The organism is Bradyrhizobium sp. UFLA05-89, from assembly GCF_059803475.1.
Genome location: NZ_JBANBA010000087.1, coordinates 15,260 through 41,447, shown reverse-complemented (window position 1 = coordinate 41,447; position 26,188 = coordinate 15,260). Strand labels below are relative to the sequence as shown.

Here is a 26,188-nt window from a genome sequence, read left to right as displayed (position 1 = left end):
ACGTTGACGTCCTTCCATCCGACACCTCCTGGCTCTTCGAGCCTACTACAGGTGTCCATCAATTCGGAGGAGGTTCACTTCCTCGATGCTGAGCACCACCGGCAGCTTGCGCGACTCGTGAATGACATGGGTATGCTCCACGATCTCGTGGCGCTTCAGCGTGATCCGGAAGAAGAACCGCAACGTGGAGACAGTCTGGTTGATGGTCGGCACGCCGACCCCGCTCGCCGCCAGATGCAGCTTGTAGCGGCGCACGTCCTCGAAGCTCGCCGTATCCGGCGATCGCCCGAGAAACGCGGCGAAGTTCTTGACCCTTTGCACGTAGTCGTGTTGGGTCTTGGGCGCGAGCTTGCGGATCGTCATGTCTTCGATCATGCGCCGACGCAACGGGCTCATTGCCTCGTCGGTCACGGGGATGCTCCTGTTTTGAGTGAAGGTTGCGAACCCCTCATCTCAAGACAGGACGCCCCGTGGCGCTATCCTCTTGGCTGTGTCGCCAGCCCGGCCGCCCTACCGCGCGAGCGGTTTAGATGCTATGGGCTGCGCGGCGAGACAATGGCACCATCGTCGCGGCAACAAAGCGATGGAGCGTCCCATGGCGAAGCAGAACGACCTGAGCAGATGCCTTATCACCCTTGAGCAAGACGCAACAGTGATCGCCGTGATCGAGATGGGCCAGTCGAGTTGGCTGGTGGCCGGTATTGTGCCGGGACTTGAACGCAATCCGTTGAAGAAGCTCAGCCCGGACCCTGATGCGCTCCTGCAGATTCTGCATCGCTGGCGGAAGGAAGCGGTGCAGGCTGAACGCGCGATCAAACGGATCGTCGTCGCCTATGAGGCCGACCGCGATGGCTTCTGGTTAGCACGCTGGCTGCGAGCGCGACAGATCGAGGCCTACGTGATCCACCCGTCGAGCGTCCCGGTGTCGCGTGAGCACCGGCGGGCGAAGACAGATCGGCTCGACACTGAGCTGCTCAAACGCGCCTTTCTCGGTTGGCTGCGCGGCGAACCGAAGCATTGCAGCATGGCGGCGATCCGCACTCTCGCAGACGAGGATACGAAACGGCCGGGCCGCGAGCGCCAGAGCTTGGTCGGGGAGCGCACACGCATCATCAATCGCGTGAGGGCTAATCTCGCCCGCCTCGGCATTCGCGACTTCCGGCCCAATCTCGCCCAGGCATCGAGCCGGCTGGAGGCCTTACGCACGCCGGAGGGTGCGGCCGTTCCGGCGAACACACTGGCCGAACTGCGGCGCGACATGGACCGCCTTCGCTTCGTCAAGCAACAGATCAAGGAAATCGAGACAACCCGTGCCAAGTGCTTGGCGGGAGCGCCCAACGAGCAACGCCATGCGATGGTACGGCTGCTCGCACGCGTCGTTGGCGTCGGCATTGAGACCGCGGACATGCTCGTGCAGGAGGTGTTCTCGCGCAACATCCGGGATCGTAAAGCCCTCGCGCGCTATGCCGGCCTCACCGGTGCCCCTGACGAAAGCGGCAAAAGACGACGCGAGCGAGGACTTGCCAAAGCGGGCAATGCCCGCGTGCGCCGCGGAATGATCGAGCTCGCCTGGGGTCATCTGGTGCACCAGAAGGCCAGCGCGCTGACCGCGTGGTATCGGAAGCGAACTTCCGATGCCCGCGGCGGCACGCGCAAGACGATGATCGTGGCGCTCGCGCGCAAGCTCCTCATTGCGCTCTGGCGGCTCGTGACAACCGGCGAGACGCCGGCAGGTCTGCTGCTGCGCCCCGCCGCATAGGGAAATTGGTTGCTGCGGCCCTAGCGTCTTATCGACGCCAAGTTGCAGCTGATGAACCGAGGTGGCGGCAACCCGATGTTGGACTATGGTCCTTGTACCGCGGTTTAGAATGGGCCCGCCGTCTCGGAGCTTCGCCGCCGATGCGCATGACTGCATCATGGTTGCGACCCTCTCGGGTCGGCCGAATACAAGCTCGTGGCGCGCGATCTGCGCGCACGATGGCGAGCTCCCCCCGGTATCGTCTCAGCTGCCAACCCGACCGCGCAAGTCTGCCGCTAAGTTCGCGGCCGTCAAGGGCAAGTCGCTCCGCTATGGCCTTCGGTCATCCTTGACCGCCGCTCCGCGCAGCAGCCTAGCAAAAAGCTGGTCGGGACGAGGAGATGTCGCAGCCCGGCCGAACAAGGAGATGGCCAATAACGAACAGCCTTGACACCAGTCGCCCCATACAAGTCCTTTGGCCCTTCGCAACATATTGCACCGTCGCACGATCTCGGTCGCTAACAAAGCATAGCGGAAGTTGACGGGCAGCCGTCCATTGCTGAGGACGACGCTCGTGACCCGTTGCGGAATTCGATAAGCCACTGGAGAAACGAGGAAACAAGTTCACGGCTTGCAAACCGGAGGCGACCGTGCGGGCAGCTCGGGATCCTTGTGGTATCGAGCGAGGATCGGTTCGAGAACCTCTTTCGGCCAGAATTTCGGAGTGCCGATCTGCTTCAAGCAGAAGGCGTTCCAATACAGCCCCGCTCGCGACAGCGACTGGCGAGTTGCAGCGGCTTGCGCGACCGCCTCGATGTCGTGGGATCCCGGATAAATGTAGACCGTCGTTGGATCGTCCTTCAACAGCGGAACGATTTGCTGGGCGTCAGACGGCGACCAACTGGTGCAGCCATCCCTGCGACCCCCGGCGTAGTCCACCAGAGTCCCAAATGGAACGTAACCGTTGTGGTTCGCATATGGACTACGTGGATCCTTTCGAAGACATATGTCCTTCAGTGTGACGGCCGCATGTCCACCGATGGCGCGCGGTCTGGCGTTGGCGGTCTCGTCTTCGCCATCGAACTGAACAAACGAGCGCGTCAAGGCCGCATCTTGTTTCGTCGACACACGATAGTAGCCTTTGAACGACGTTTTTGTCTCACCTGTCACGTAGGCGCCGCCGGTCGTCAGGTACGAATCCATGGCATTGCCAAAATTCTTCGCGCACTCTCTGCCATTTGCGAAATCAGCAACACCCTTCAAATTGCGACCGCTGCCGTGCCCTGCGGAAATCGCACGAAAAGACCGGTCGGCTTCGCAAATAACGTAAAACCGGGTGCCCAATCTGCCATTGCCTAAATCGTTGGGGCGCGTCGCGTCCATGGCAAAATAGCAGGGATTTTAACGACGCCTTCGTTCACCCTTCTCAGATAGGGGGCGCGCGCCCTCTGTAGGACCACTTGCGCGATCTGCCCGTCGCCTTCGCCAATATGGCCTCGCAGCCAGGCCGGAACTTCTGACGTTTGCTCCGCTGCAAAGGATCCTGCCAGCCCCGCGGCCATTGTGACGCTGAGACCAACCATCTTGAGAAAGCTCAATCCTGACCGCAACGGATCGCCTCCACAGTCGGCATGCTAACCTTACCCTTAAAAGCATTGTTGCCGCTCTGGTCGGAACGGAACGCCGCCGAGAACATTTGTCTTCGCGGGCTTTTAGTAGCCGCAATCTCTGTACTGTTTCGAGGCAACACGAAAGTGCGAGCCCATTTCAACGAAATCCACGTCCAGACATTGGTTTCCTCGACGGTATTCGCCAAGGCCGTTGCATTGAAGGTACTCAAGGTTTATTCGCCAGCGCTTTTCGTGCGGTGAGTAGGTTGCGAAGTCATGCTGGGCGCGGGCCGGTCCTTTGCAGATTCCAGTGATGTATTGTCTGACCTCAGCGGGCAAATTGCCTATATGACGAGCATCCCAAGGATCCTCTTTATTTGCGGCACTGCCTTTGGAAACAGCGGGCAGTTCACTGCAAATCAGAAGGCAAAGAGCCAGCAACAAGGTCCGGACTGTCATTCGACACTTCCGTCAAGTGCGACAAGGCGCCGGCGCCTTCAACTGGACCGGGCGAAATTCACCGGCGCGATGTAAGTATCCTGCGCGCCCGGCTTGGCCGCAGGGAATGCCGGGAAGGGACTCGCGCGTCGAAGAATCTCGATCGCCTCGCGATCGAGTACATCGTTGCCGGACGACTTCGTAACAGTGCTGGCGATCACATCGCCTGCGCGGTTCAACATAAATCTTACGATGACCGTGCCTGACTTGCCGCGCGCGGCCGACGGGTAGCGCTTGAACTTTTGCAGATGGCCGAACACCAGCGCGTTATAGGCGTTTGAGCCTGCTTCGGTGAACTGTCCGATATGCTCGCTCTTTGGCGGCGCGCGGGTTTCCAGCGCGGGCGGTTGAGGCAGCGGCTTCGGTTCGTCCACCTCCTTCTCGACCTTTGGCAGCGTGACTTCCGCGTCTTGTGCTGGCGGCGGTGGCTGCACCACCGGCTCTTCCTGCTTCTCCTCGACCTTGGGCGGTTCCGGTGGCGCGGCCTCGGCCTGCTGCATGGTTGGCCCGACGGCGATGTCCTGGTTTTGGATCTCGGGCGAACTGCTTTCGACCGGCGCCAGTGTCACTGCGATGGCGGGCAGGATGTTCGGTTCGACCGGCCTGCGGGCATACCAAAACGCAACCGTGGCCACGATCGCCGCGTGCGCCATCAGGATCGTCACGCCGGCAAATGTCCAGCGGGAAAGTCCGCGCCGTTCTGGCAGATGCAGTGCAAACGCGTTCATGGCTTAGCTGCCGGCGTTTCCAGACCGACCAAAGCGAGCTTGAGATATCCGGCGTCGCGCAGGCTGTTCATCACCTCCATGAGCGCGCCATAGCTGAGGGTCTTGTCTCCGCGGACGAAAATCGATTCGTCCTTATGATTGTTGGTGGCGGAATCGAGCGCGGCCGAAAGCTCCGCGCGCGGCACCAAGGTCTCGCCAACCGCAATGGTCTCGTCCGGCTTGATGGTCACGAAAACGGGCTTGTCCGGCCGCGGCTGCTCCGGCGCGGTACTGGCGGGCAGGTTGACTCCGATGTCGACAGTAGCAAGCGGTGCCGCCACCATGAAGATGATCAAGAGCACGAGGATGACGTCGATGAACGGCGTGACGTTGATTTCGTGCTGGATTTCGAGATCGTCGCTGCCCGAACGTTGTCCAAGACGTATGGCCATGCTGTCACTCCGCGGCCCGTGACAGCATCGCGGCGCGGCCGTGCTGTCCGCGGCTGATCATCAACAGGAGCTGCGCCGAGGCGTCATCCAATAGGGTGCGGTAGCCGCCGATGACCCGCACCAGGTGGTTGTAGATCACGACGGCGGGGATCGCGGCGACCAGTCCCATGGCGGTTGCGAGTAGTGCTTCGGCGATACCCGGCGCCACCACCGCGAGATTCGTGGTGTGGGATTCTGAAATGCCGATGAAGGAGTTCATAATGCCCCACACCGTGCCGAACAGGCCGACGAACGGCGCCGTCGCGCCGATCGTGGCGAGCAGGCCCGTGCCGCGCGAGATCTGCCGTGTCATCGCCGCCTGCACGCGCTCCAGCCGCAAGGCGACGCGCTCCTTGAACGCGTCGTCGACGATGCCGTCGGACAGTTCGGCCTCGCGCGCGGTGGTGAGGATGAGCTGGGCGACGGCGTCCCTGTCGTTACGGCAGGCGCGGACCGCCTCCACGAGGCTGCCGCCGCTTTCCAACAGCCTGGTGCGGCGGCGGGCCCGCCGCCGCGCGCCCGCCAGCTCAATCGTTTTGGCAAGCCAGACGGTCCAGGTCACGAGCGACGCAAACGCGAGCCCGATCATCACCGCCTTCACGATGATGTCGGCATTGAGGAACATGCCCCAGGGCGAGAGATTCCGGGGCAGCAGCGGATTTGAGGTGTCCGCCTGCGCCAGTGCAGCCGTCGACATCGCGAACGGTGCAAGGCTCGCGATGGTCAGCGTGACGATGCGGGCGAAATTTCCAGACTTCACCCGTGATTTGCGATCAGGCATATGGTTCTCTTTTCTGTTGTCCTTTTGAATCACCCCTGCTCCCGCTCATATCTTCTGTGAGATGCCGAGGAAGAAACCGCGCCGCGGTCCGAATTGCGGCGCGAACACGCCGATGCCGGACCCGTCCCTGATTTCGTAGATCTTGTCGAAAAGGTTCACGACGTCGAACCGCACCGTGGTCGGTTTGTTCGGCGCGACGAGATAGAAATCGTGCGACATGCCGACATTGACCTGGGTGTAGGACGGCACGTGATCGGTATTGGCGAAGGCGGAACGAAGTCCGCTGCCATAGATCATCGATGCGGTAAACTTCGTGTCGTACCATTGATAGGAGGCACCGGCCGAAGCCGTCACCCACTGGCTATGGTCGGTGAAGATGTAGTGGGTCGCGATGTAGGCCAGTTCGTCCGGATCGAACAGGAACTGGTTCGAGACGACATTGGTGCCGAGCTGGCGCGCCCAGGCCACATTGCCGTAGAGCTTGAGATTGCCATTGGTATAGCTCGCCTTGAATTCGAGGCCGATATTGTTCGCCTTCGCATAGTTGAAGCCGCTGAGCACATAGGCTTGGCCGAACTGCCCGTCATCGAGCAGATCACGCGCCAGCTTGACGTAGCCGTCGAGGCCGACTTCGAGGCCGGGAATCGGCCAGATCTTCTGAACCACGCCGGCATCGAAAATATTGGCCCGTTCCGGCAGCACCGGATCGCTCAGGGTGACCGCGGGCGCAGCCACCGTGCCCTGGAACAGCGCAATGTTGGTCGGCGCCGCGATCACCTGCTGCGGCGGCGTGAAGGTTCGCGCGTAGCCGGCATGGACGATGGTGCCGTCCTGAGGCACCCAGGTCAGGCTGATGCGTGGGCTGAACTGATTGGCGTCGACATATTGCCACATCTGGTCGAAGCGCAAGCCGGCGTTCAGGGTCAGATTGTTGGTGATCTTCCATTCGTCCTGCACATAGGCGCCGAACAGCCAACCGAGCTTGCTTGAGGAATCGTAGATCGTGACGGGTGGAAGCGGTGCGCCCGTGGTCGGGTCGAACGCCTGACCACCGTTCACCGGATCGGCCGGGAATGTGGTGTTGATGCCGGTGACCAGGGACCGCTCGGCGCTGGTGGTGAACCCGAACCGCAGCGTATGCGCGTCGGCGATGCGCCAGGCTGTGTCTTCCTGGATGCCATTGACGTAGCTCTGACGATACACGCCCGATGAAATGCCGTTGATGAGCAGGTCACCGATCGGGTCGGGCCAGAAGTGGAGCTGGCTGTAGCGGTTGAAGTAGGAAAGCTGGTAGTCAATTCCTTCGGCCGAGTGCTGGTAGGCCACGACGTTGAACTGATTGAGTTCGGACTGCCGCTCGTTGAGAAGTGCTGAATTGAAGCTGGTTATGTTCCCCAACTGGAAGTTGGACGGCTGACCGGGATTGTTGGGAATCTGATACAGCGCGTTTGAGATGCCGCCGATGTAGGTGATGCGGCTGTTGGGGTCGAGCACCGTCGAGACGTAGGCAAAGCCTTTTTCCTGTTGCGTGCGGTCGTGAATGGCCTCATTTGCGGGCGTCGGATTCTCGATGCCGAGATTGTTGTAGAGATAGCGACCCGACACGTAATACTGCGTTTGTCCCACCGTGACACCGTATTCGGCGAACGGCGTGATGGTCTGGTGGCTGCCGCCATAGACGCTGACCTTGCCGGAATTGTCGAACGCGTCCGCCTTGGTCGTAATATCCAGCACGCCGGCCGTGCGCAGGCCATATTGCGCCGGCAGCGCGCCCGTCAGCAGCGCCATATTGCCGACAATACCTGTGTCGAGGATTTGTCCGAAGCCGCCGACGCCGTCAGGCAGCATGATGCCGTTGATGCGATACTGCAGATTGGCATGCTCGTTGCGTACATGCAGTTCGCCGCTCGCCGCCGAATCCTGGTGCACGCCCGGGAACTGCAAGAGCGCCTTGTCCAGTGTGGTGTTGTTACCCTGCGGCAGGGATTCGATGGCCTGCTGGTTCAGTTGGTAGGAGCCGGCCCCGATCGGCGGGAAAATGTTTTGCCGGGCCGCGTCGAACTTCTGGTTCTGCTGCGCGACGACCTGCTGCTGTGTGGGCGGAGTCGATGCGGGAGGCCGATTGGTCGCCACGTCGCGCGGAGGCTTCGTGCGCGGCCGCGGCCGCTCTGCCGGCGCCACGACGCGCGTCTCGGGCAGGACGTTGCCGCCCTGCGCTTGAGGCGGAGGCGGCGGGGGCTGTTCCGCAGCCGGGGGGCTTTGCTGCGGTGAGGGCTGGGTCGGAGCCGGCGTTTCGGGCACGGAAGGGGAAGTGGATGGCTGCGGCGTCGGCGAGGCGGCGCCGGCTTGCGCGAGCGCAGGCGCATATGACACTGCAACCAGCACAAGTGTGGACGCGGATAGGAGCTGCGGGATGCGCAAACAGGCGGAATACATGAAGATTCCTGACTGAGATGATTCACACGCTAGGGGCCAAAAGGGCGACACAAGCCGTGTGGCGAGCGACGGAACCTCGGCCGATGGCGACAGCACTTTTGGTACTGCGCTACGCGAGCGAGGCAGCGGCGTCAGGAAATCGGTGGTCCGCGGGACTGAAAGGCCGCGCGTGGCGGCTGAGGGATTGCGTACTCATGCTCGATCGGGCGGTCGATCGACACGTCGGCAAAGCTAACGGGTAGCGCAGGTGGTGTCGCAGCCAGGGCGTTCCCCATCGCCGCGGTGGCGATGCAGATCGGACAGAGATAGTCTACACCGTCAGCAGGATGGTTTGGCGTCTGATCGCTATTGTCCGGCGTGCTTGACGCGGCGAGGGCAACTTGGATTGGACCTGAGCCCGGGCCGCCAATGGCGTGAACGTGACCAAAGGCCAGCGCAAAGTTAATGGCAATCGCAAGGAGCGCGAGCCATGAGCCTTGTCTGACATGATCCCGGAACCAGCGCATGCGAAGCGCGACCGTCGCCTTCTTTCCATTCTCTGGGGCCACAATCCTATCCGACTCGGCAGTAGGGTCAACCAGGGTTCCTGTCATACTCGGCCAGGATTTCGGCGCGAGCCGTGCACGCAATTTGAGCTGTTCTCGCTGCCTTCCCGCAGGTCGGGACGCGTGGCCGGTCGCCGCATGCCGTGCAGGCACCACGCCTATTGGGCCGCGGCCCCGACCCTGTGATCGGGACCTCGCTCATGAGCCAATCCAGCCTTTAGTCGTGATGGCACCCCGCAGTCCGGTGACGCTCATTCACGCACAATCTGTCGTCGAAGCAGCATCTCTGCATAGGATGAGTCGCCGCCGCGCTTCTTGATCTTGGCGACGATTTCACGTTGCCGGGCGAACGGGCCATTTCCAAGTGCGCCGTGACCATCCTATGGTCCATGCTGCAATCCGTCTTGGAGCTTGCATTATCTACCATTGTCGAGATAGGCGCTAGGCACAAATCGGCGTACGTCCGCTGAATGAAAGAACAGCATCGGAATTGCAAATGCGGCGCCGTCTACCGTCGCACCGAGTCAATGGCGCCAACACGGGAAGTGAATAGCTTCGAGTGCGTTTATTGCGGCGACACATTGGAAAGCTGGAACAGTGCTTGGGTCCCAAGCTACCGCCTGATTGTGGGACCGATCGTGAAGCCACCTTCTCCATAAGCTTCAGTTTGGAGCTGCCGCAAGGCGATCTGAGGAGCGCGCGTCCATATTCTTGCCGTAGCCAAGATGCGTTCGCGCTCATGGCGAAGAGCCTTCGCCTCCGCGATGGCTTCTTCCGCTCTCGTCAGAAGATCGTTCGTGGTCCGCTGCATCAGCGAAGTGTGTGCCATTTTCCAGCTCCACGCTTTCACCTATGTGATTGTTTCTATGCTGCCGAACGCACGCCTCGCTCCATCTGAGCAGCTCGAGCGATTCGCGAATGACTTCCCTGGAACGTGCAAGGATTTGGTGATCATACGAATAGATCGACACGGCGTGCTCCTCTGCCTTGCAGGCGGGAGCACAATCGGTCTCTCAGCCACCGACGCCTACGGGACAGTGCCACGGCCGGTGATGTGGTGAGCCTGCGCTCTTATTTCCCGGCGCGCCAGCCTTTTATTTGATGGGGCGGTACAACCGACCCAACAGTATCAACTGGCTCAAAATTAGCCGTCAACACACGCGGATCGTGTGGGTGATCTCGTGCACTTCGCCCTGTTTGAGATTGAGTCCGTCGATCTCGGCGGAGGCCAACTGTTCCAGTGCCGGCGAGGCGGACCAGCCCTCCGGAATGGCGTTTAGAACCAGGCCCACCGTATCCTCGGGAGAGGATCCCGCGGCAACCCAAAGCCTATTGGTCCGGTCGTCTGTCAAGACGGATGAGATAGGCGCCTCTCTTGAAAGATCGCGCCATTCCAATCGCTCTCCCGTGGCGAGACGCCTCCCTCACGGGCTAAATGCGTCTAAGGCCGGTTGGTTTCAAACGCGAAAGCTGTCGCGACCAACCCCGCGCACCAGGTCCAGAGCTGCTTCGACCAGGACTGCTTGATGGATCGACTGAGCGGCCCAGCCGCCAATCGGATAACGCCTGGTGAGAGGTCGATTCAGACGTCCACAGAGCCTCGCTCTGCCTGCTAGCCTCGTCTCCTTGCTACTTCTTCTTTGCAGGTCCGAAATCCGGCTGCCAGGCGGCTTCCTTGCGGCTCGGCGCCGCGGCGATCACCTTGGCTTTTTCCTTCTTCGGCTTCTTGGCTTCGCGATTGCTGCGTTGCTGGCCCTTCGCCATGTCGCTCTCAAGTTCGTCGAATTCATCCGGCTGCAGCACCCGTCCACGTGGGGTACAGACCCTGACGTCCATGCAGCCTTCGCGCAGCAGTTTTCGTGCGAGGCGCAGCGCGACCATCGCGGTGCCGCGGCCGATATTGGAGCTGCGTATTCGTTGGTCCCGCTGACCAGATAGGGCACGCGTCTTTGCCCCAGCCATTAAGGACCACGGCTCCGCGCACAAGATGCAGATGCGATAGTGCAACTATCACCGGCGGCACGATCCATTCCGAAATGCGAAAACGAGACATCGAACGCACCTGCGAAGCCTTCGGCCTGAGCATACGTGACCCTCAGTCACCGGTCGAAGCCGTTGAAAACGTGCGGTGATGCCGGCGACCCTACGCCCGCGCCGAGCCAATGGCGAGCGTTAAATGCCGCGGGCAAAGGCCGCGCTGTGACATCGTCGCGCTGACGCGTGAGGATAGTGCTGGTTATTGCCGCGCATAGGGCGCATGGGCTAGTCATCTGGAACGCAAGTTCGTCACATTAGTTGATAGCTCGAATCTTTGTAGAGGAGAGCGCTTGTGGGGAATCCAGGTGTAAGAGGCCGGCCGATCGCGCCGTTAGTGCTCAGTCCGCAGGAGCGCACGTACCTAGAGAGGCAAGTTCGTCGTCATCGTGTTGCCCGGTCGCTATCTGAGCGATGCCGCGCGATCCTGCGATGCGCGGATGGCTTGCCAAGCAAGTCTGTGGCTACTGAGCGCAACTTGCGCCGTGCAAACCAGGCCGCCACCGAGACGCATAGCCAGGCCAGCGACGCCCCGACGAACGCGCCGCCGACGCTGCGCTCCACCAGCAGCCAGAACACGAAAGCAATGCCAGCATTCCGACAGCACCTAAAGCGGCGCCGGCGGCGTCGAGGGCGGCCGCCTCTTGTCCTCGCCGCTCGCCGGAAAGTTCAGCCGCCCGCTTGCGGCGGATCTCGTGTTTCTCGATCAGCGTCGCACTGGCGCAAAAGATCGCAGGGAGCGCCAGGAAAAGGCCGCCGACCGAGGCTCCATAGCGGCTGCTGATGAGACCGGTGAAGAGAGTCGCCGCTCCGCCGAGCGCGAAGCGGATCACGTACTCGTACCAGCGGCTCTCACGCAGAGATGACAGCGAAATTCGAATTGGGGTCGTCATGCCTGTCCTCCCGCGAGCCACCATAGTCCGAAAGCGGCCGCCAACCAGACTATGATCGATAACAGCGTCGCCGGCAGCGCCCGCATACGCGCTCGCATCAGCAGTTGGCAAACGACGATGCTGTAGATTGCGAGCGCGACGGTACCGCCCATCATCGAAAGGTTCTGCGATGCTGCATAAGATTCGCCATGCTGGTAGATCGCGATGCCGAGCGTGGCGAGCGCGACCGATGGGGCTGCCCCGAACAGGCCGGCGAAGCTCTTGGGTCTCAGCACGTCTCCCAGCATAGCGAACGCCGACACCACGGCCCCGCCGACCAGGAAGCGGATCATGTACTCGGTCATTTCGGTTTCTTCCAAAGCTTCAAAAGCGGGCCGCTCGCACCGTACACCGGGTCCTTACGCGGCGCCGGCACCTTTGGGATCGTCTTCAGCGCTCGCGGGCGGTCCTCGATCGTCGTGCACTCGTCGTAGGTGCCGGTCGGGGGATAGGCGCCGATGACCAGAAAGTCTTCGTCCGCCGAGAGACACTGATGACCGGTCCCGGCCGGCAGGACCGCGACATCGCCGGCCTTGAGCGTGAATACCCGGCCCTTGCTGCCACCGAAGCGCACGCGGCCCCTGCCGCGGCTGATGCCGAGCACCTCATGGATCCGCGAGTGGTAATGAACATAGTCGTATATGCCGTCGCGCCACGTGTCGCCCCAGCCGTTGGCCTCGAAGAGGTCTTCCATGACGGCCGCGGGATCGTGCCCGTCACCGACATCGACGGCGCCTTTGTAGATAACCAACGGCCAGCGCGGATGATTGGGAACGAGTCCATCGTCTTTGAACCGGACCGTATGTGGCTTTCTTGGCCGGACCAGACTTGCGGCTTCGTCCTTGCCCGGACGCCCCAAGCCTGTCGCGCGCTGCACATACTCCTTCACGTCCTCAAGGATTGGCATGATCTTCCTCCTTCCGATCGCATCGGATAGCCCGTCCAGAACCTGAGCAGTCGTTCGATGAAAGCGCCAAGCGCGAAGCCCGCGATGACATCGCTCGCCCAGTGCGCCAGCACGACGATCCGCGTCAGGGAAAGGCCGACAGCCAGCGTCCGGATCGCTCGTCGCGGTTGGAGCGGCAGCGTGCCCGCCGCGGACGCGAGTGCGCCCATGTGCAGGGCATGCCCCGACGGGAAAGCGTCTTCGCGTTGGCCAGAGAACGAGACGCCATGCACGTGGCCGAGCACCGTCCTGCGGTCCGGGCGGGTCTGATCGAACACCGACTTAAGGCCGTGCGGCAGCAGGGAGGCTACGACCGTGACGAGGAGTGCATGATTGCCGGCGCGCTCCAGCCCCTCCGATCTGCCCCGTGACGCGACCCAGCCGGCGACCGCCAAGGCCAACAGAATCTTCTCGTCCGCTCCCACGTCAGCCCGCGTGATACGGTCTCCGCGCGATGGGTCGTGTTGCGCGCCACTGTCCGCGCAATCTTAACGTCTGTCTTTGTCGGCTTCACAGTGGGCCATCACCTCGTCCGCAGCGGCATTCCTGGGTGCCCGCAGTGCCTCGTTCGAGTTGCAGTTGCCATCACAACGTTCCAGCAGAAGCCAAGTTCATTCCCCAGGAACCCCTGCCGCGGACCGGCATTGGAAATGCGTTCGGAGGGATCGTGCGAAAGAAGCGAAACTCGCGTTGGCTGATAGCGAGCGGGCCGTGATTGCGGCAAGTCTCGCCACCAGCTACATGCTGATTGGCGGAAAGGACTCCGGCGCAGTCCCCGCCGATTCCGGCGTCACGACCGAGCAAGCTGCCGCCCAGGCCGGTGCGAAGGTTCTTCCAAGCGATCCCAAGCTCAAGGTCGAGCCAAAATAGCTTCAAGGAGAGCAAAGAAAATGCGCGCCAACCTGCCAGTCGGGAATGCTTCGTCGACTTCGCCATCCAAGGGCGGCTGGTTCGCCCGCCTGGCCGTCGCGACCTCGCGCGTTTCGGGCCGGCCGGCGACTTTTCTGCTTGCCGTCGCCGTCGTGGTCGTTTGGGCCGTGACAGGTCCCCTCTTCGGCTTCAGCGACACTTGGCAGCTGGTGATCAACACGGGCACGACCATCGTGACCTTCCTGATGGTGTTCCTCATCCAGGCAACGCAGAACCGCGACACGCTGGCGCTGCAGGTCAAGCTGGACGAGCTGATCCTCGCCACCAAGAATGCGCGGAACCAGATCGCTGGCATCGAGGAGGGTCCGGACGAGGACATCGAGAGCGCCAAAGTCGAGGTCCTCAAGCGGGCTGGCTAGAATAGGAACGGCGGGCGTTCGCCTGTCGTTTTCGCCCCGTGTCTAGCCTAGCCCCTTACATCGGCGGTGTCGCCGCGTTCCTGGCCTCGCTGTCTTACGTGCCCCAGGTCCGGAAGGCCTGGCCTCGCGGATCCACGGCGGACCTGTCGCTGAGCATGCTGGCCGCGCTGACGCTTGGTCTTTCGCTCTGGATCGTCTACGGCGTCATGCAGGGAGATTGGGTCGTCGTAGGCTCGAACCTCGTCCGCGCCACGCTCGCCGGCATCGTTCTCGGTTGCAAGGTCCGCGACTTCTCGCCGACGCAGGAACGACAACCGCGTCCCTCGATTGAGGCAGTCGCTCGAGGAGGGAGCCATGTCGAAAGACGGTGAGCTGAGCTACGGGCCTCCCAGCGCCAGTGCGATCCATATCTGCGTCGACATGCAGCGCATGTTCGCTGAGCGGACGAAATGGAAGATGCCATGGCTCTCGCGCGTTTTGCCGAACATCGTCGAGATCACGGCGGCACATGCCGAACGCACGACCTTCACCCGTTTCATCCCGGCGAAAAATCCCGGTGAGGGTTCCGGGATGTGGCGACGCTACTACGAGCGCTGGAGCTCGATGACCATCAATGACCGGACATGATCGATCTGGTGCCGGAGCTTGCCCGCTTCGTTCCGCCAGCCCGCACCTACGACAAGCACGTCTATTCGCCCTGGACCGGGAGCGATCTACACGCCCTTCTGCGAACCGCGTCTGTCGATACCATTATCGTCACCGGCGGCGAGACGGACGTCTGCGTCCTGGCCACGGTACTGGGCGCGGTCGATTGGGCTTCCGGGTCATTCTCGTGACCGATGCACTTTGCAGTTCCGCCGACGAGACCCACGACTCCATGATGAACATCTACATGAACAGGTTCGGGCAGCAGGTCGAGTGCGTGACGACGGAAACTCTTCTCGCCGCCTGGCCCGGCAGCGCCACAAGACCTCTGGCATGACCGCCTCCTATCTCGTGCAGATCCTACTGCCCAAGGGGACGGGCCGCGGCGAAAGGGTACCGCAGGAATGGGTTGAGCATCTTCTCAAAGAGCTCACCGACACGCTCGGTGAGACCACCAGCTTCGTCCGCACGCCGGGGCAAGACCTGTGGCAGCGCGGCGGCGGCACTGAGCGCGACAGTATTGCGATCGTCGAAGTTATGGCGGACCACCTTCTCACCGACTACCGGCGCGCTCTGCGTGAGAGGCTGGAGACCGAGCTCGGGCAGGAGGAAATCGTCGTCCGCGCCCAGGAAATCGTCACGCTGTGACGCTTAGGAACAGTCCTCGGCGCCAGCGGTTTGCAGGGCGACCCCAACGCAGGAGGACACCATGGGCTTCTTCACAGGACATCAAAACGCTTAACGACCTATTTGTGCACACACTCAAGGACATTTACTATGCCGAGCAGCAGATCGAAAAAATCTGCCCGACATGATTGAGAAGGCGAGCGACCCCGGCCTCAAGAACGGCTTCCAGACCCACCTCTCCGAGACCAAGGGCCAGATAACGCGGCTCGAAAAGGTCTTCCAGATGCACGGCGTGGAAATCCAAGGAGTCGACTGCCCGGCGATCGACGGCATCTTGGAGGAAGCGAGCGATGTCGCCGGTGACCTCGACGACAAGCAGGTCCGCGACGCGGCGCTCATCGCCGCCGCCCAGGCCGTTGAACACTACGAGATTACACGTTACGGCACTCTGATCGCCTGGGCGAAAATGCTCGGCCGCGACGACTGCGCCTCGGTCCTGCAGCAGAACCTCGATGAGGAAAAGGCGACCGACCAGAAGCTCAACACAATGGCGCTGCGGAGCGTCAACCAGAAAGCCGCGTAAGCGCGCTCATAGAGGAGGCCGTGATCAGCACGTGAGCGGCCCTCGCGGGCGGAGGAGAGATGGACGACAAGAAGATAGGGCGCCGCTCGCGAACCGGCCTCTATGGCTTGAGCATCGCTACGGCGCTCGGGCTGATGGCGACCGCATTTCTGATCGAGCGCTTGGTACCAACCAACCAAAAGGATGATCGACGGAAGCCGTCCGAGGATCTTCCTCCGCTATCCGACGCGAAGCGGGATACCTCTCCGGCGGGCCTCGCGGTAGAAGGAGAGGACCGCGGACGTCAGGCCACAACGCCCGCCGAAATCCCCGCGAAAGGATGGAAGGACATCTTATGGCGGGTCTATGCCAACATCGGCGACCACCGCATCCTGGCTTTGGCGGCTGGCATGACCTACTACAGCATCCTGGCGATCTTCCCGGCGCTGGCCGCCCTCGTCGCCATCTACGGGATCTTCACCGATCCCAGCAGCATCGCGAAGCATCTGGACGACATCGCGAGCTTCGTGCCAGGCGGCGCCATCGACGTGGCGCGCGAGCAGCTCACCCGCGTGAGCTCGAAAGGGGACCGCACTCTCGGACTGACATTCGCCGTAGGACTGGTCATCTCTCTCTGGAGCGCCAACGCTGCGATGAAGGCCCTTTTTGACACACTGAACATCGTGTACGGCGAACAGGAAAAGCGCGGCTTCTTCAAGCTGAACGCCATCTCTCTTTCCTTCACGGTGGCCGGGATCGTGTTCGTGCTGTCGGCGCTTGCCGCCGTCGTCGCAGTACCGGTCGTGCTCAACTATCTCTACCTGTCGAGCTTCGTCGACCTTCTGATCCGGATCGCTCGTTGGCCTGCGATGTTCGTCGCGATCACCGTGGCCTTTCGCCCGTCTACCGCTTTGGACCCAGCCGCGAAGCGCCGCGCTGGCACTGGATCACTTGGGGCAGCTCGGCAGCCACGTTGCTCTGGCTCGCGGCCTCCGGCCTGTTCTCCTGGTATGCGGCCAATTTCGGCACGTTCAACCAGACCTATGGATCGCTCGCCGTGATCGGCTTCATGACCTGGCTCTGGATTTCCGCGATCGTTATCCTGCTCGGCGCGGAGCTCAACGCTGAGATGGAGCACCAGACGGCGCGGGACACCACGACGGGTGCGCCGAAGCCCCTTGGCACGAGAGGAGCCCGGATGGCCGACACCATCGGTGCGAAGGAAGCTGCCTAAAAGGTACTGTCTCGAAGCCAGATCGCGACCGACCAGCGCTTGCAACAATCTTTGTTTTTGCCACCAACCGCTTACCGAAAGAACAAAAGACTGTCGTCGGCGTTCTACCGACATGTCAGACGCTTTTGACTATTTCCGGGCCTACACCGTCCGAGCTCTTTGCAAGGCGAGATCGATGCCGCAGGGCCAGGATAAGACATCTGCAGCTTGTGGCGGGACGAATTCATAATCTTCTCAAGAAAGAGGCCGCTCTTGGCCCGAATATCCAGCACCTCGAAGACTTTCGGGCAGCACAAAAGCTCGAGAAGTCTCTCGATCGCCGTCCGGATGACGGTTCGAGAACTCATGGTCCCTTAGGCTCGGCGGCGCCGCAGGACACGAGACACGAGGCCAGTTGAGTGCCGTCCCTCGTCCTACAACACCCCGGAGGCTTGAACCTCGCATGCAACTCATGGAAGCCGAATCCGCCGCCCAATTGCCGCGCGGGGCGCAATGGCAATATGAGCCGAAGTGGGATGGCTTCCGCTGTCTTTTGATCCGCGATGGCAGCCAGATCAGCATGCAATCGAAGAGCGGCCGCGACCTTGTTCGTTATTTCCCAGAAATTGCTTCAGCAGCGACCACATTGTCGCCGAACGCGCTTACTCTGGACGGTGAACTGATCGTTGAACGGGACGGCGGCTATTCATTCGACGCCTTGCTTCAGCGCATCCATCCGGCGGCGAGCCGGATCAAGCGCCTCGCCGCGGAGATGCCCGCGATCTTTATCGTCTTTGACTTGTTGCGATCTGGCAAGAGAGACCTTTTCGAGCTGCCACTTATGAAACGCCGTGCCGCCCTTGAAAGACTGTCGCGGCAAGCTTTCGAGGTCGGCGGCGTCTTTCGGCTGTCGCCGGCAAGCCGCAACATCGCAGACGCCGAGGCTTGGCTCAATTCCGTGAACGAGGATCATAACGGCGTCGTCGCAAAGCGCCTCGATCTGCCCTATCGAGGCGGTACCCGAGACGGCATGCAGAAGATCAAGCTTCTTCGGTCGGCCGATTGCGTCGTCGGCGGATTTCGTTACGCCGAAAAGAAGAAGCTGGGCAATCGCAAGGTGGTCGGCTCATTGTTGCTTGGTCTCTACAACAAGGACGGACTGCTGCATCATGTCGGATTTACGTCCGGCATCCGATCGTCCGATCGACTGGCTCTCACCGACCGGCTGGAGAAAATCGTTATCTCGCAGAGCTTCACCGGCAATACACCCGGCGCTCCAAGCCGGGGGTCAACGAAGCGATCTGCTGAATGGACAGCCGTACGTCCGACCTATGTCGTCGAAGTGACATTCGACCACGTCTCGGGTGGTCGGTTTCGTCACGGCACGAAGCTCGTGCGCTGGCGCCCCGACAAGAAGCCATTGCAATGCCGCATGGATCAGCTTCGGCAGAAGGCAGCCAAGCAATCTTTGAAAGCTGTCGGATAGAACGGCTTGAGAAGTGCGCGCGGTGAGACACATGCCGCTGATTTCAAGAAATACGAGGCCGGACGTCTTGTTGACGTCGCTTGGTTTTCAGTGCTCGAAGTTGTCAGGATTGGCCGCCCTTGCGGCCGGCTTCACTGGCCTTTTCGCGGTCATTGGCGAAGTTGCCCGGATTGTCGGTCGAGCTGCCGCCCTGCTGGTCGGGCTTGCTTCCGCCCTGCGTCTGCTGACCCTGGCCGCTTCTATGCTCGCCACCCTTCTTACCTGCTTCCGATGCGCGCTGCGGATCGTTGGCGAAATTTCCGGACCCATCGCGTTGTTCGTCTGCCATCCATATTCTCCTTCTTTGTTGCCCGGCCCATAGCGCTAATCGCGCGATCTGACGCTCGTTCCTGAGAGAAAGATTAAGGTTGGTCAGAGATTGTTGGCCAGCAAGTTGCGCGTCGCCTGTCGCACGGCTTCGAGGCCCTTGACGTCGTTCATCAGAGCAATCTCGCCTTGTTGCTCATGCCGTATGGCATGCGCCATTAGCCGCAAGCGGGGATCGCCAGAAGAATGCCATTGGTTATCCGCCATATGGACGGCGCCTGCATGATGCAGGCTCATCAGCCGAATAAAGATGGTATCGAAGTCCTCATCCGCCGCCTTCCGCACATCCGCCATCTGTGCCGGCATCAGATAGCCGGGCATAGCCGCCCGCTCCTCGCCAGAGCAGACCTCCATTGGCTCGCTGAACCAACCGCGCCACCAATGCTCGAAGATACGATTCTCGCCCGCCTGGCTGGCAACCATCAGGGCCGCGAGTGCGCGCAGATGTGGATCCCTCGCACGCCGCTGGCCGAGTTCGGCGAGTTCAATACCTTGTTCGTGATGCGTCAGCATATGGCGCATGTAGCGCTGATCGTTGGCCACATCGCGGCTGGAGATCGGTAGCGGCCAACCCAAGCGATCAGCCACGGCAACGAGGGCTATCGTTGCAAGCACCAGGAGCGCCCCCGCTGCCCAGCGCTTGGCGAAGCGCACTGCAGATGTGACCGGCGCGCGACCGAAGGGCCAACGCAACCAGGCGAAGAGGGGATAGATCAAAGCCGACGAGAGATGGACGAGAAAGCCGATCCAGTAGGGCTGTTGCAAGGTGAAGATCGGCTGAAAGAACGGGAACAGTGGCACCAGCCCGAACCACTCCGTTGCCGAGGTCAAGGCAGCCCACGGAATGGCCAGCCAGCCAATAGTGCCTGGCGCGAGACGGCTCGTCCAGCGTCCAAAAACGCCAAAAAATACCAGCGCCCAGGAGAAGTCCGCCCATTGATGAAAGGCGATGCCGAGTGCGATGGCTTGTGCTGTGGGCACAGAACTGAGCATGGCGTCGCGTCCGGGAATAGCAGCGACCGTCATCCAGTCAACCGTCGCGTCCCGCCCCAACTGTGATGCCGCAAGCTGACTGATGAGGGTCGAGAATGTACTGCTGACAAGCCCGAGCTGAGCGGCCGCCAGCCAGTGCGACTTCAGTGGCTTCGCGGCGCGCTCTTCCATCACCCGAACGGCTTCATCACAACCTTGATGCAGCCCTCCCGCTTGGCTCGGAATGTCTTGTAGAGTTCGGGACCCTCCTCGAGGGTCGCACGATGGGTGATGACGAAGCTTGGATCGATCTCGCCCTTCTCGATGCGTTGCAAAAGCTTGGGTAAGTAATGCTGAACAGGCGTCTGGGCCATGCGGAAGGTAAGACCGCGATTGATGGCGCTGCCCATCGGGATGTTGTCGAGCATGCCCCCATAGACGCCGACGATGGAGACGGTACCAAAGTTGCGGCAGCACTGGATGGCCTGCCGCAAGACATGCGGGCGGTCAGTCCCCATGAAGGTTGCGACCTTGATGCGGTCAACCATCGAGTCCTTGCTTGCCATGGTCTCGGGCTCTGTACCGACCGCATCGATGCAGGCGTCCGCGCCGCGGCCTTGCGTGAGCTGCTGGATGCGCTCATAGACATCCTCTTTCATAAAATCCAGCGTGATTGCGCCCGACTGCATGGCGAGCGTGAGCCGCTCGGGCACCGTGTCGATGGCGATCACCCGTTCGGCCCCGAGCAGAATTGCGCTCTTGATCGCAAACTGCCCGACCGGGCCGCATCCCCATACGGCAACCGTCTCTCCGCCTTTGAGGCTGCAGAATTCTGCCGCCATGTAGCCGGTCGGGAAGATATCCGACAGGAACAGGACCTGTTCATCGCTCAGGCCGTCGGGAATCTTATAAGGTCCGACATCGGCGTACGGCACGCGCAAATATTCGGCCTGACCACCGGCAAATCCGCCCAGCATGTGCGAATAGCCAAACAGACCCGCCGGCGAATGCCCCCACGTTTTCTCGGCTTCTTTCGCATTGGGATTGGAACGCTCGCAGCCTGAGAAGAAACCGTTTTTGCAGAAGAAGCATTCCCCGCAAGCGATGGTGAATGGAACCACGACGCGGTCGCCAATCTTGAGCTTTTTGTTATCCTTGCCGACCTCGACAACCTCGCCCATGGTCTCGTGGCCGAGCACGTCGCCCTTTTCCATAGTCGGCATGATGCCATCGAATAAATGCAGGTCCGAGCCACAGATCGCGCAGGCCGTCACCTTGATAATAGCGTCACGTCCGTCCTGGATCTTGGGATCGGGAACGGATTCACAGCGAACGTCGCTCCTGCCGTGCCAAGTGAGGGCTTTCATGGACCGCCTCCAAAGGTTGCGCGACCAACCAAGCCTCAATAATGCGGCTGGTTCCTCCGCCGCTTAGGAACGGTCTCCTCTGTCCCCCATTAGGCTCAAAGCCACGTAAAAGACGAGAGGGAATGCGCCGATGGCCGGACAGTTTGCGATCGTGACCGGTGCCTCAACGGGCATTGGTTTTGAGCTTGCCCGGCTTTGCGCCGCAAAAGGGTACGACCTTCTCGTCGCCGCGGACGAGCCCGGGATCGAGACGGCGGCGGAAGCGCTGCGCAAAGACGTTAACAGCATCGCTGTGGTAGCGCTGCAAGCCGATCTCGCTACCGTTGAAGGCGTCGACAAGCTCTATGAGCTTGCTCAAGGCCGCAAGGTCGACGTGTTGATGGCCAATGCCGGTCGCGGTCTGGGCCATGCCTTTTTGGACCAGGACTGGGCGCGTATCCGTCAGGTAATCGACACCAACGTCATGGGTACGACGTATCTGCTCCATCGCATGGGCCAGGATATGCGCCGGCGCAATGAGGGACAGATCCTTATCACCGGATCGATCGCCGGCTTCACCCCGGGCAGCTTTCAGGCCGTCTACAACGCATCGAAGTCGTACCTGAACTCCCTCTCCTTTGCGCTACGCGAGGAACTGCGCGACACGAAGGTCACTGTCACCTGCCTCATGCCAGGCGCGACTGAAACGCAATTCTTCGCCCGCGCGGAGATGCTCGACACCAAAGTCGGCTCCGAGGACAAGGATGATGCAGCGATGGTTGCCCGTAAGGGTTTCGAGGCGATGATAAATGGCGAGGGCGATGTCGTCACCGGCCTCAAGAACAAGATCCAGTCCGCCATCGCCAATGTGACGCCAGCTGAAACGCTAGCCAAGCAGCATCGCAAACAAGCCGAGCCCGGAACCGCGAAGTCCTAGGGGCATCACCATTCATTCACTTTTTGCGGTAGACCGCTGACGTGCAATGCATCCGAGAGTAACGCAGAGGATGCGTGCGGCTGCAAGCACGCCCAGACCTCGCACGTCCGCGTCCGGCACCAGCTCCACGAGATCAAAACCAACGATCCGCGCCCGCTGCGTAACGCCATGCAGAAGCTCGACGATATCAAAGTAGCCGAGACCACCCGGCTGTGGGACCAGCACCGCGGGAATGACAGCCGGGTCGAGACCGTCGCAATCGAGGGTAACGATGCAACGGCTGCCCGGCGGGATATGATCGAGAATGGCTTGCACGCCATGTCCCCGTACCGAAGCTGCACTGAACAGCTTCACGCCCCAGGCCCGTGCGGCGGCTAGGTCCTCCGCGCGCGAGCCCCCGATGCCGCGCTGTCCTACCTGGATGATCCGCTCCACCCACGGCATTTCGCTGGCCCGGCGCATGGTGCTCGAAAACGTATGCTTGAGACCGGCGCGCTCGTCCCGCCAGTCGAGATGCGCATCGATCTGCAGAATGGTGAGCGGGCCAAACGGCTCGAACCCCGCGAAGAAAGGAATGGGCACCGAGTCATCGCCGCCAATTAGCATGTGCACGGCGTCCGCCTTCAGAATGCTCGCAGTTGTGGACGTGATCAGCGAGCGGTTCTCCTGCGGTGTCGCCGGATTGGTCGGAAGGTCGCCAAGATCAATCGCCCGCAGTCCTCCCGGTATCAAGGGGCCATCCTGATCGAAATCCCAACGCAATGGATCCCGCGCAATTTGCTCAGTGCTTTCACGAAGCGCCGAAGGAGCCCGGGCGGCCTGACTGGTGGTGCCGGGCACATGCGGCGTCGCATCCGGCACACCAAAGATCACAACATCCGCGCCTGAGAGCGTGTCGGTGGTCGCCGCGGGAAGGCCTAGAAGGGTGGCGGGAGTAACCGGATGTGTCATCGGGTTTGTCTCACCTCCCTGGTCCGCGGCGCCACGTTCCTCTTCAACGAGATAGCTCTGTCCATCAGGGTGAGGAACGATCGACGGCACACAGCGCTTCCGACTAACAGCAGTGGCACGGCGATCGCCCCAAAAGGACAGCTGCGGCAATCACCGTGATACTGCCCGGGATCGCCGTCACCGCTTATTGTTCGGTCTGCTCGACGACAGCTGGCATTTTCGCGACCGACATAAGGGACCGTGCGACCTGATTGAGCAATTGATCGGCGTTTTCCTCCTCCGCCAGCGACTTCGACAGGAGGCTGACGATAGCGCTATGACGAAGCTGCTGGGCGAGATTGCGCGCTGTTGTGTAGCCGGCAATCTCATAATGCTCGACGCGTTGCGCCGCACCGATCAGAGCGAGGTCGGCCGCCGCGTCTTCCTTTTCCTCGCCCTCAGTCATGATTTCCTGACCTTCTTCGACAAGGCCCATCATTCCCTTGCAGGGCTTGGCGCGTGCGGCCTTGCCAAGCAGCTCAAAGCATTCATTGATGCGCTCTATCTGGGTTTCCGTCTCGCCGAGATGCTGTTCGAACAGCTCGCGCAACTGATCGAACCGCGCCGCTTCCGCCATCTTCGGAAGCGCCTTCGTCAACTGCTTCTCGGCGTGAAGGATATCGCGGAGCTCGTCGATCAGCAGATCGCCAAGCCCGGCCTCGTCGACCGGCGATGAGCTTTCGGTGACGATAGCCGACGCGGGACCGGGCTCCCCGGCCTGGATGGCTGGCGATTCCGTGAAGACCCATTCGCCGCCCTCGTTCCAGGGCCCGCGGGTGTCGATCTCACCATGATCGCCGGTGCCGGTGGAGTCGTTAAAGAACTGATCAACGAGGCCCGGCGTCGGCGCAATGCGGCCGATACTGAACGCCGGCTTGCTCATGCTCTCCAGGGCGAGCGAGAATGCCTTCATATGGGTGATTTCGCGGGTCATGAGAAACTGCAAGGCGTCCTTGGTGCCGGCGTCGTCGGTGAAGTTGATCAGGCGTTCGTAGACGATCTTGGCCCGCGCTTCGGCAGCAATATTGCTGCGCAGGTCGACGTCGAGTTCGCCGGTGATCTTCAGGTAGTCGGCGGTCCAGGGATTGCCTTGGGAGTTGAAGAGGTTCACCCCGCCGCCACCTGCGATCGCGATCAGCGGATCGGCCTCAGCCGCCTGGCGATCGAACTTGGCCGGCTTGAGATGCATGCGGGCCAGCGTGCCGACGACTTCCAGATGGCTCAGCTCTTCGGTGCCGATATCCATCAGAAGGTCCTTACGATCAGGGTCTTCGCAATTGAGTCCTTGGATCGAATATTGCATCGCGGCCGCAAGTTCGCCGTTGGCACCGCCGAACTGTTCAAGAAGCATATTGCCAAAACGAGGGTCCGGCTCATCGACGCGGACAGTGAACATCAGCTTCTTGACGTGGTGATACATGGAAAAGCCTCGGGCTAGAAGAGGAGATCTCATTCGAACAGTCACGCGCTACGGTTGTTCCTCTCGTGCCTGAAATGTCGCGGCGTCGATGCCGTTCGCAGCGTTGGACGCTCAGAGACTAGTTGGCCGTGTCCACGCTCGTGGAACGATTGGTCGCCCATAAGCTTGGCTTGCTGGATACTCCGGAGGAGGATGAGATGGACAGCGAAGACGCCTTGGCAAAAGTGAAGGAGGTTTCGGAAGGCGTGCGAGAGACCGCCCGCACGGTTCGTCAAAGCCTGGAAGGGCAGCCGCCGGGCCAGGCGCTCGCTTTTCTGCGGGATGTGGTGCGAGGGGCGCCGTTGCCCTCGCTGGTCGTCGCCTTCATGCTGGGCTGCCTGATCGCGCGTCGTTAGCCGGGAATATCCCGGTCAATCGCAAGATCATCGAGCAGGGACGAAGAGCCTCCGGCAAACAACGCGGCCTGAAGTTCCGCTGCGAGGAAGCTGAAGGTAATGCCGTTGCCACCATAGCCAAAGGCGGCAAAAGTATTGTTGCAGCCCGGTACCCTGCCGATCAACGGCAAGCCGTCACGGGTGGTATCGAAGGCGCCCGACCAACGGAAGTCGACCTGGTCCGATGCATGCGGCCAAAGAGCCTTCAGATAATTCTTAAGCGCGGCCACCTTTGCCGGCGTGGCGTCATTACGAGCGTCAGGCTCGATGAGCGCATGATCATCCTCGCCACCAAGGATGATGCGGCCATCAGCGGTGGTCCGCGCATAATGATAGTTCCGGCTTGCCTCCCAGATCAGGGCCTGTTCGGGCCATAGATGGCTCGGCTGCCGCCGGGTCGCGATAGCCCAGCTGGAAGCGGGCTGCTGCCTCCTGGGCCGCACAATATCAGGCATCACATAGCCAGTCGCGAGCACCACGTGGCGCGCGTCGATCGAAAGCCCACTTTCAAGGCCGACGGTTACGTTCTGGGCCGTAGTATCGTAGGCAACTGCATTAGCCGTTAGGAGGCGGGCGCCGCGCCTTAGGGAAACATCAAGCAGGCCATGCGTGAGCAGCACCGGATCGGCGTCGGCCGCGTCCCTCGACAACAGAGCGCCCGCCCGGGCGATGGCGAAGCGCTTGAGCAGCGCGGCATGATCGAGTTGGAAGGACGGCAGATCGGCGCGGCCTCTCAGCGCATATTCATCCTGAACAAGCTTCGGATTGTCATCGACGGCGAGATAGAGCGAAAGACGCGGCCGCATCTGGCAGGCAATTCCAAGATGCGCAACCAGGGATCGCAGGCCTTGCGCCGCCTGATGGCTGGCCCGATAACAGCGCACCGCCTTCTCGAAACCATAGAGCTGCGTGAGTTCAAACAGCGGACGATCGATTTCCCAGAGCAGCATGGCGGTGCTGGCCAACGTGCTACCGAGACTGGGAAGCTCGCGATCGATGATGACCACCTGGTGGCCTTGCCGTGTCAGGCGCTCGGCCACCAGCACACCGGTAATGCCGGCGCCGATGATCAGAACCTCACAACGAAAGCTGTCAGAGATCGGCTCGATTGGCGGCGGCGGCAGAACGGCCCAGGGTATACGCGGGCTGCGCAGATCGTCCTGCTCGATGTCATCGTCCTTGA

The 26,188-nt window shown here is 61.4% G+C and carries 25 protein-coding genes and 6 pseudogenes; 12 read left to right on the top strand and 19 right to left on the bottom strand.

All coding sequences use genetic code 11. The annotated features are described in order from the left end of the window. Positions 1-45: 45 nt before the first annotated feature. Complete coding sequence (locus SO139_RS33145) at positions 46-411, bottom strand: phage integrase N-terminal SAM-like domain-containing protein (protein WP_498541293.1); 366 nt, start codon at positions 409-411, stop codon at positions 46-48. A 184-nt stretch (positions 412-595) separates the two neighbouring features. On the opposite strand from SO139_RS33145, the gene SO139_RS33140 reads away from it, so the two are divergent. Beyond that, on the top strand, positions 596-1,759 hold the full coding sequence (locus SO139_RS33140) for an IS110 family RNA-guided transposase (protein ID WP_498541292.1): 1,164 nt from the start codon (positions 596-598) through the stop codon (positions 1,757-1,759). Positions 1,760-2,362: 603 nt separating this feature from the next. Here SO139_RS33140 and SO139_RS33135 read toward each other — a convergent pair. The 8 genes and pseudogenes from SO139_RS33135 to SO139_RS33100 all read right to left on the bottom strand — a co-directional run bounded on the left by SO139_RS33135 (position 2,363) and on the right by SO139_RS33100 (position 10,768). Then, a pseudogene (locus SO139_RS33135) lies at positions 2,363-3,321 on the bottom strand (hypothetical protein). A 129-nt stretch (positions 3,322-3,450) separates the two neighbouring features. After that, on the bottom strand, positions 3,451-3,807 hold the full coding sequence (locus tag SO139_RS33130; RefSeq protein ID WP_474804469.1) for a hypothetical protein: 357 nt from the start codon (positions 3,805-3,807) through the stop codon (positions 3,451-3,453). A gap of 38 nt (positions 3,808-3,845) precedes the next feature. Then, the gene (locus SO139_RS33125) at positions 3,846-4,511 is read right to left on the bottom strand and encodes a TonB family protein (RefSeq protein ID WP_498541291.1); all 666 of its coding nucleotides are present in this window, start codon (positions 4,509-4,511) and stop codon (positions 3,846-3,848) included. A gap of 59 nt (positions 4,512-4,570) precedes the next feature. Further along, entirely contained in the window at positions 4,571-5,005 is a 435-nt protein-coding gene (gene exbD / locus SO139_RS33120) for a TonB system transport protein ExbD (RefSeq protein WP_498541290.1), read from the bottom strand. A 4-nt stretch (positions 5,006-5,009) separates the two neighbouring features. After that, positions 5,010-5,825 carry a tonB-system energizer ExbB gene (gene exbB, locus SO139_RS33115; protein WP_498541289.1) on the bottom strand — a complete coding sequence of 272 codons (816 nt, stop codon included), beginning with the start codon at positions 5,823-5,825 and terminating at the stop codon, positions 5,010-5,012. Positions 5,826-5,870: 45 nt separating this feature from the next. Next, positions 5,871-8,261: a TonB-dependent receptor gene (locus SO139_RS33110; protein WP_498541288.1), complete on the bottom strand. Its 2,391-nt coding sequence runs from the start codon at positions 8,259-8,261 to the stop codon at positions 5,871-5,873. A gap of 1,696 nt (positions 8,262-9,957) precedes the next feature. After that, the gene (locus SO139_RS33105; protein WP_474804451.1) at positions 9,958-10,098 is read right to left on the bottom strand and encodes a hypothetical protein; all 141 of its coding nucleotides are present in this window, start codon (positions 10,096-10,098) and stop codon (positions 9,958-9,960) included. A gap of 337 nt (positions 10,099-10,435) precedes the next feature. Beyond that, positions 10,436-10,768: a hypothetical protein gene (locus tag SO139_RS33100; RefSeq protein WP_498541287.1), complete on the bottom strand. Its 333-nt coding sequence runs from the start codon at positions 10,766-10,768 to the stop codon at positions 10,436-10,438. Positions 10,769-11,135: 367 nt separating this feature from the next. Between SO139_RS33100 and SO139_RS33095 the strand changes: the two are divergent. Then, a pseudogene (locus SO139_RS33095) lies at positions 11,136-11,312 on the top strand (IS630 family transposase); the annotation flags it as partial. On the opposite strand, the pseudogene SO139_RS33090 reads toward SO139_RS33095, so the two are convergent. From SO139_RS33090 to SO139_RS33075, 4 genes and pseudogenes are all read right to left on the bottom strand, one after another. Beyond that, positions 11,309-11,733 (bottom strand): annotated as a pseudogene (locus SO139_RS33090) (DUF3147 family protein); the annotation flags it as partial. The pseudogenes SO139_RS33095 and SO139_RS33090 overlap by 4 nt on opposite strands. Next, positions 11,730-12,077, bottom strand: a complete 348-nt coding sequence (locus SO139_RS33085; protein ID WP_498541286.1) for a DUF3147 family protein — start codon at positions 12,075-12,077, stop codon at positions 11,730-11,732. The gene SO139_RS33085 and the pseudogene SO139_RS33090, both read right to left, overlap by 4 nt. Then, the gene (locus SO139_RS33080; RefSeq protein ID WP_498541285.1) at positions 12,074-12,679 is read right to left on the bottom strand and encodes a cupin domain-containing protein; all 606 of its coding nucleotides are present in this window, start codon (positions 12,677-12,679) and stop codon (positions 12,074-12,076) included. The genes SO139_RS33085 and SO139_RS33080 overlap by 4 nt, the downstream gene beginning before the upstream one ends. Then, a complete protein-coding gene (locus SO139_RS33075; protein ID WP_498541284.1) occupies positions 12,658-13,119 on the bottom strand; it encodes a phosphatase PAP2 family protein in 462 nt (153 codons plus the stop codon). The genes SO139_RS33080 and SO139_RS33075 overlap by 22 nt, the downstream gene beginning before the upstream one ends. Positions 13,120-13,408: 289 nt before the next feature. Here SO139_RS33075 and SO139_RS33070 point away from each other — a divergent pair, with 289 nt between their 5' ends. The 8 genes and pseudogenes from SO139_RS33070 (at position 13,409) to SO139_RS33035 (ending at position 18,540) form a co-directional block, all read left to right on the top strand. Further along, entirely contained in the window at positions 13,409-13,588 is a 180-nt protein-coding gene (locus SO139_RS33070; protein ID WP_498541283.1) for a hypothetical protein, read from the top strand. A gap of 20 nt (positions 13,589-13,608) precedes the next feature. Continuing rightward, a complete protein-coding gene (locus SO139_RS33065; protein WP_498541282.1) occupies positions 13,609-14,007 on the top strand; it encodes a low affinity iron permease family protein in 399 nt (132 codons plus the stop codon). Positions 14,008-14,045: 38 nt separating this feature from the next. Continuing rightward, complete coding sequence (locus SO139_RS33060) at positions 14,046-14,378, top strand: SemiSWEET family sugar transporter (RefSeq protein ID WP_498541281.1); 333 nt, start codon at positions 14,046-14,048, stop codon at positions 14,376-14,378. Then, a pseudogene (locus tag SO139_RS33055) lies at positions 14,362-14,989 on the top strand (cysteine hydrolase family protein). The gene SO139_RS33060 and the pseudogene SO139_RS33055 overlap by 17 nt, the downstream one beginning before the upstream one ends. Further along, a complete protein-coding gene (locus SO139_RS33050; RefSeq protein ID WP_498541280.1) occupies positions 14,986-15,300 on the top strand; it encodes a hypothetical protein in 315 nt (104 codons plus the stop codon). The pseudogene SO139_RS33055 and the gene SO139_RS33050 overlap by 4 nt, the downstream one beginning before the upstream one ends. Positions 15,301-15,361: 61 nt before the next feature. After that, positions 15,362-15,862 (top strand): annotated as a pseudogene (locus SO139_RS33045) (YciE/YciF ferroxidase family protein). Between the two features lie 59 nt (positions 15,863-15,921). Continuing rightward, positions 15,922-17,075 (top strand): annotated as a pseudogene (locus tag SO139_RS33040) (YihY/virulence factor BrkB family protein). A 442-nt stretch (positions 17,076-17,517) separates the two neighbouring features. Beyond that, positions 17,518-18,540 carry an ATP-dependent DNA ligase gene (locus tag SO139_RS33035; protein WP_498541279.1) on the top strand — a complete coding sequence of 341 codons (1,023 nt, stop codon included), beginning with the start codon at positions 17,518-17,520 and terminating at the stop codon, positions 18,538-18,540. A gap of 103 nt (positions 18,541-18,643) precedes the next feature. On the opposite strand, the gene SO139_RS33030 is transcribed toward SO139_RS33035, so the two are convergent. The 3 genes from SO139_RS33030 to SO139_RS33020 form a co-directional block, all read right to left on the bottom strand. Continuing rightward, the gene (locus SO139_RS33030) at positions 18,644-18,868 is read right to left on the bottom strand and encodes a con-10 family general stress protein (protein WP_498541278.1); all 225 of its coding nucleotides are present in this window, start codon (positions 18,866-18,868) and stop codon (positions 18,644-18,646) included. An 83-nt stretch (positions 18,869-18,951) separates the two neighbouring features. Next, positions 18,952-20,070: a DUF305 domain-containing protein gene (locus tag SO139_RS33025; protein WP_498541277.1), complete on the bottom strand. Its 1,119-nt coding sequence runs from the start codon at positions 20,068-20,070 to the stop codon at positions 18,952-18,954. Further along, entirely contained in the window at positions 20,070-21,245 is a 1,176-nt protein-coding gene (locus SO139_RS33020) for a zinc-dependent alcohol dehydrogenase (protein WP_498541276.1), read from the bottom strand. Before SO139_RS33020 ends, SO139_RS33025 begins: the two co-directional genes overlap by 1 nt. Before the next feature lie 130 nt (positions 21,246-21,375). Between SO139_RS33020 and SO139_RS33015 the strand changes: the two genes are divergently transcribed. Then, positions 21,376-22,161 (top strand): SDR family NAD(P)-dependent oxidoreductase, encoded by a 786-nt coding sequence (locus SO139_RS33015; protein WP_498541275.1) that lies wholly within the window; start codon positions 21,376-21,378, stop codon positions 22,159-22,161. Between the two features lie 12 nt (positions 22,162-22,173). Here the strand turns inward: SO139_RS33015 and SO139_RS33010 are convergent, their stop codons facing one another. Next, entirely contained in the window at positions 22,174-23,112 is a 939-nt protein-coding gene (locus SO139_RS33010; RefSeq protein WP_498541274.1) for an arginase family protein, read from the bottom strand. A gap of 184 nt (positions 23,113-23,296) precedes the next feature. Then, positions 23,297-24,571 (bottom strand): DUF892 family protein, encoded by a 1,275-nt coding sequence (locus tag SO139_RS33005; protein ID WP_498541273.1) that lies wholly within the window; start codon positions 24,569-24,571, stop codon positions 23,297-23,299. Positions 24,572-24,768: 197 nt separating this feature from the next. On the opposite strand from SO139_RS33005, the gene SO139_RS33000 reads away from it, so the two are divergent. Further along, positions 24,769-24,966: a hypothetical protein gene (locus SO139_RS33000; RefSeq protein WP_498541272.1), complete on the top strand. Its 198-nt coding sequence runs from the start codon at positions 24,769-24,771 to the stop codon at positions 24,964-24,966. Here SO139_RS33000 and SO139_RS32995 read toward each other — a convergent pair. Beyond that, positions 24,963-26,105 (bottom strand): NAD(P)/FAD-dependent oxidoreductase, encoded by a 1,143-nt coding sequence (locus SO139_RS32995; protein WP_498541294.1) that lies wholly within the window; start codon positions 26,103-26,105, stop codon positions 24,963-24,965. The two genes, SO139_RS33000 and SO139_RS32995, sit on opposite strands and share 4 nt — an antisense overlap. Positions 26,106-26,188: the final 83 nt, after the last annotated feature.

Excerpts from the sequence above, each read along its gene's own strand:
- SO139_RS33140 (WP_498541292.1), top strand. The coding sequence starts at position 596 with ATGGCGAAGCAGAACGACCTGAGCAGATGCCTTATCACCCTTGAGCAA.
- SO139_RS33130 (WP_474804469.1), bottom strand. The coding sequence starts at position 3,807 with ATGACAGTCCGGACCTTGTTGCTGGCTCTTTGCCTTCTGATTTGCAGT.
- exbD (WP_498541290.1), bottom strand. The coding sequence starts at position 5,005 with ATGGCCATACGTCTTGGACAACGTTCGGGCAGCGACGATCTCGAAATC.
- exbB (WP_498541289.1), bottom strand. The coding sequence starts at position 5,825 with ATGCCTGATCGCAAATCACGGGTGAAGTCTGGAAATTTCGCCCGCATC.
- SO139_RS33110 (WP_498541288.1), bottom strand. The coding sequence starts at position 8,261 with ATGTATTCCGCCTGTTTGCGCATCCCGCAGCTCCTATCCGCGTCCACA.
- SO139_RS33100 (WP_498541287.1), bottom strand. The coding sequence starts at position 10,768 with ATGGCTGGGGCAAAGACGCGTGCCCTATCTGGTCAGCGGGACCAACGA.
- SO139_RS33085 (WP_498541286.1), bottom strand. The coding sequence starts at position 12,077 with ATGACCGAGTACATGATCCGCTTCCTGGTCGGCGGGGCCGTGGTGTCG.
- SO139_RS33080 (WP_498541285.1), bottom strand. The coding sequence starts at position 12,679 with ATGCCAATCCTTGAGGACGTGAAGGAGTATGTGCAGCGCGCGACAGGC.
- SO139_RS33065 (WP_498541282.1), top strand. The coding sequence starts at position 13,609 with ATGCGCGCCAACCTGCCAGTCGGGAATGCTTCGTCGACTTCGCCATCC.
- SO139_RS33050 (WP_498541280.1), top strand. The coding sequence starts at position 14,986 with ATGACCGCCTCCTATCTCGTGCAGATCCTACTGCCCAAGGGGACGGGC.
- SO139_RS33035 (WP_498541279.1), top strand. The coding sequence starts at position 17,518 with ATGCAACTCATGGAAGCCGAATCCGCCGCCCAATTGCCGCGCGGGGCG.
- SO139_RS33030 (WP_498541278.1), bottom strand. The coding sequence starts at position 18,868 with ATGGCAGACGAACAACGCGATGGGTCCGGAAATTTCGCCAACGATCCG.
- SO139_RS33025 (WP_498541277.1), bottom strand. The coding sequence starts at position 20,070 with ATGGAAGAGCGCGCCGCGAAGCCACTGAAGTCGCACTGGCTGGCGGCC.
- SO139_RS33020 (WP_498541276.1), bottom strand. The coding sequence starts at position 21,245 with ATGAAAGCCCTCACTTGGCACGGCAGGAGCGACGTTCGCTGTGAATCC.
- SO139_RS33015 (WP_498541275.1), top strand. The coding sequence starts at position 21,376 with ATGGCCGGACAGTTTGCGATCGTGACCGGTGCCTCAACGGGCATTGGT.
- SO139_RS33010 (WP_498541274.1), bottom strand. The coding sequence starts at position 23,112 with ATGACACATCCGGTTACTCCCGCCACCCTTCTAGGCCTTCCCGCGGCG.
- SO139_RS33005 (WP_498541273.1), bottom strand. The coding sequence starts at position 24,571 with ATGTATCACCACGTCAAGAAGCTGATGTTCACTGTCCGCGTCGATGAG.
- SO139_RS33000 (WP_498541272.1), top strand. The coding sequence starts at position 24,769 with ATGGACAGCGAAGACGCCTTGGCAAAAGTGAAGGAGGTTTCGGAAGGC.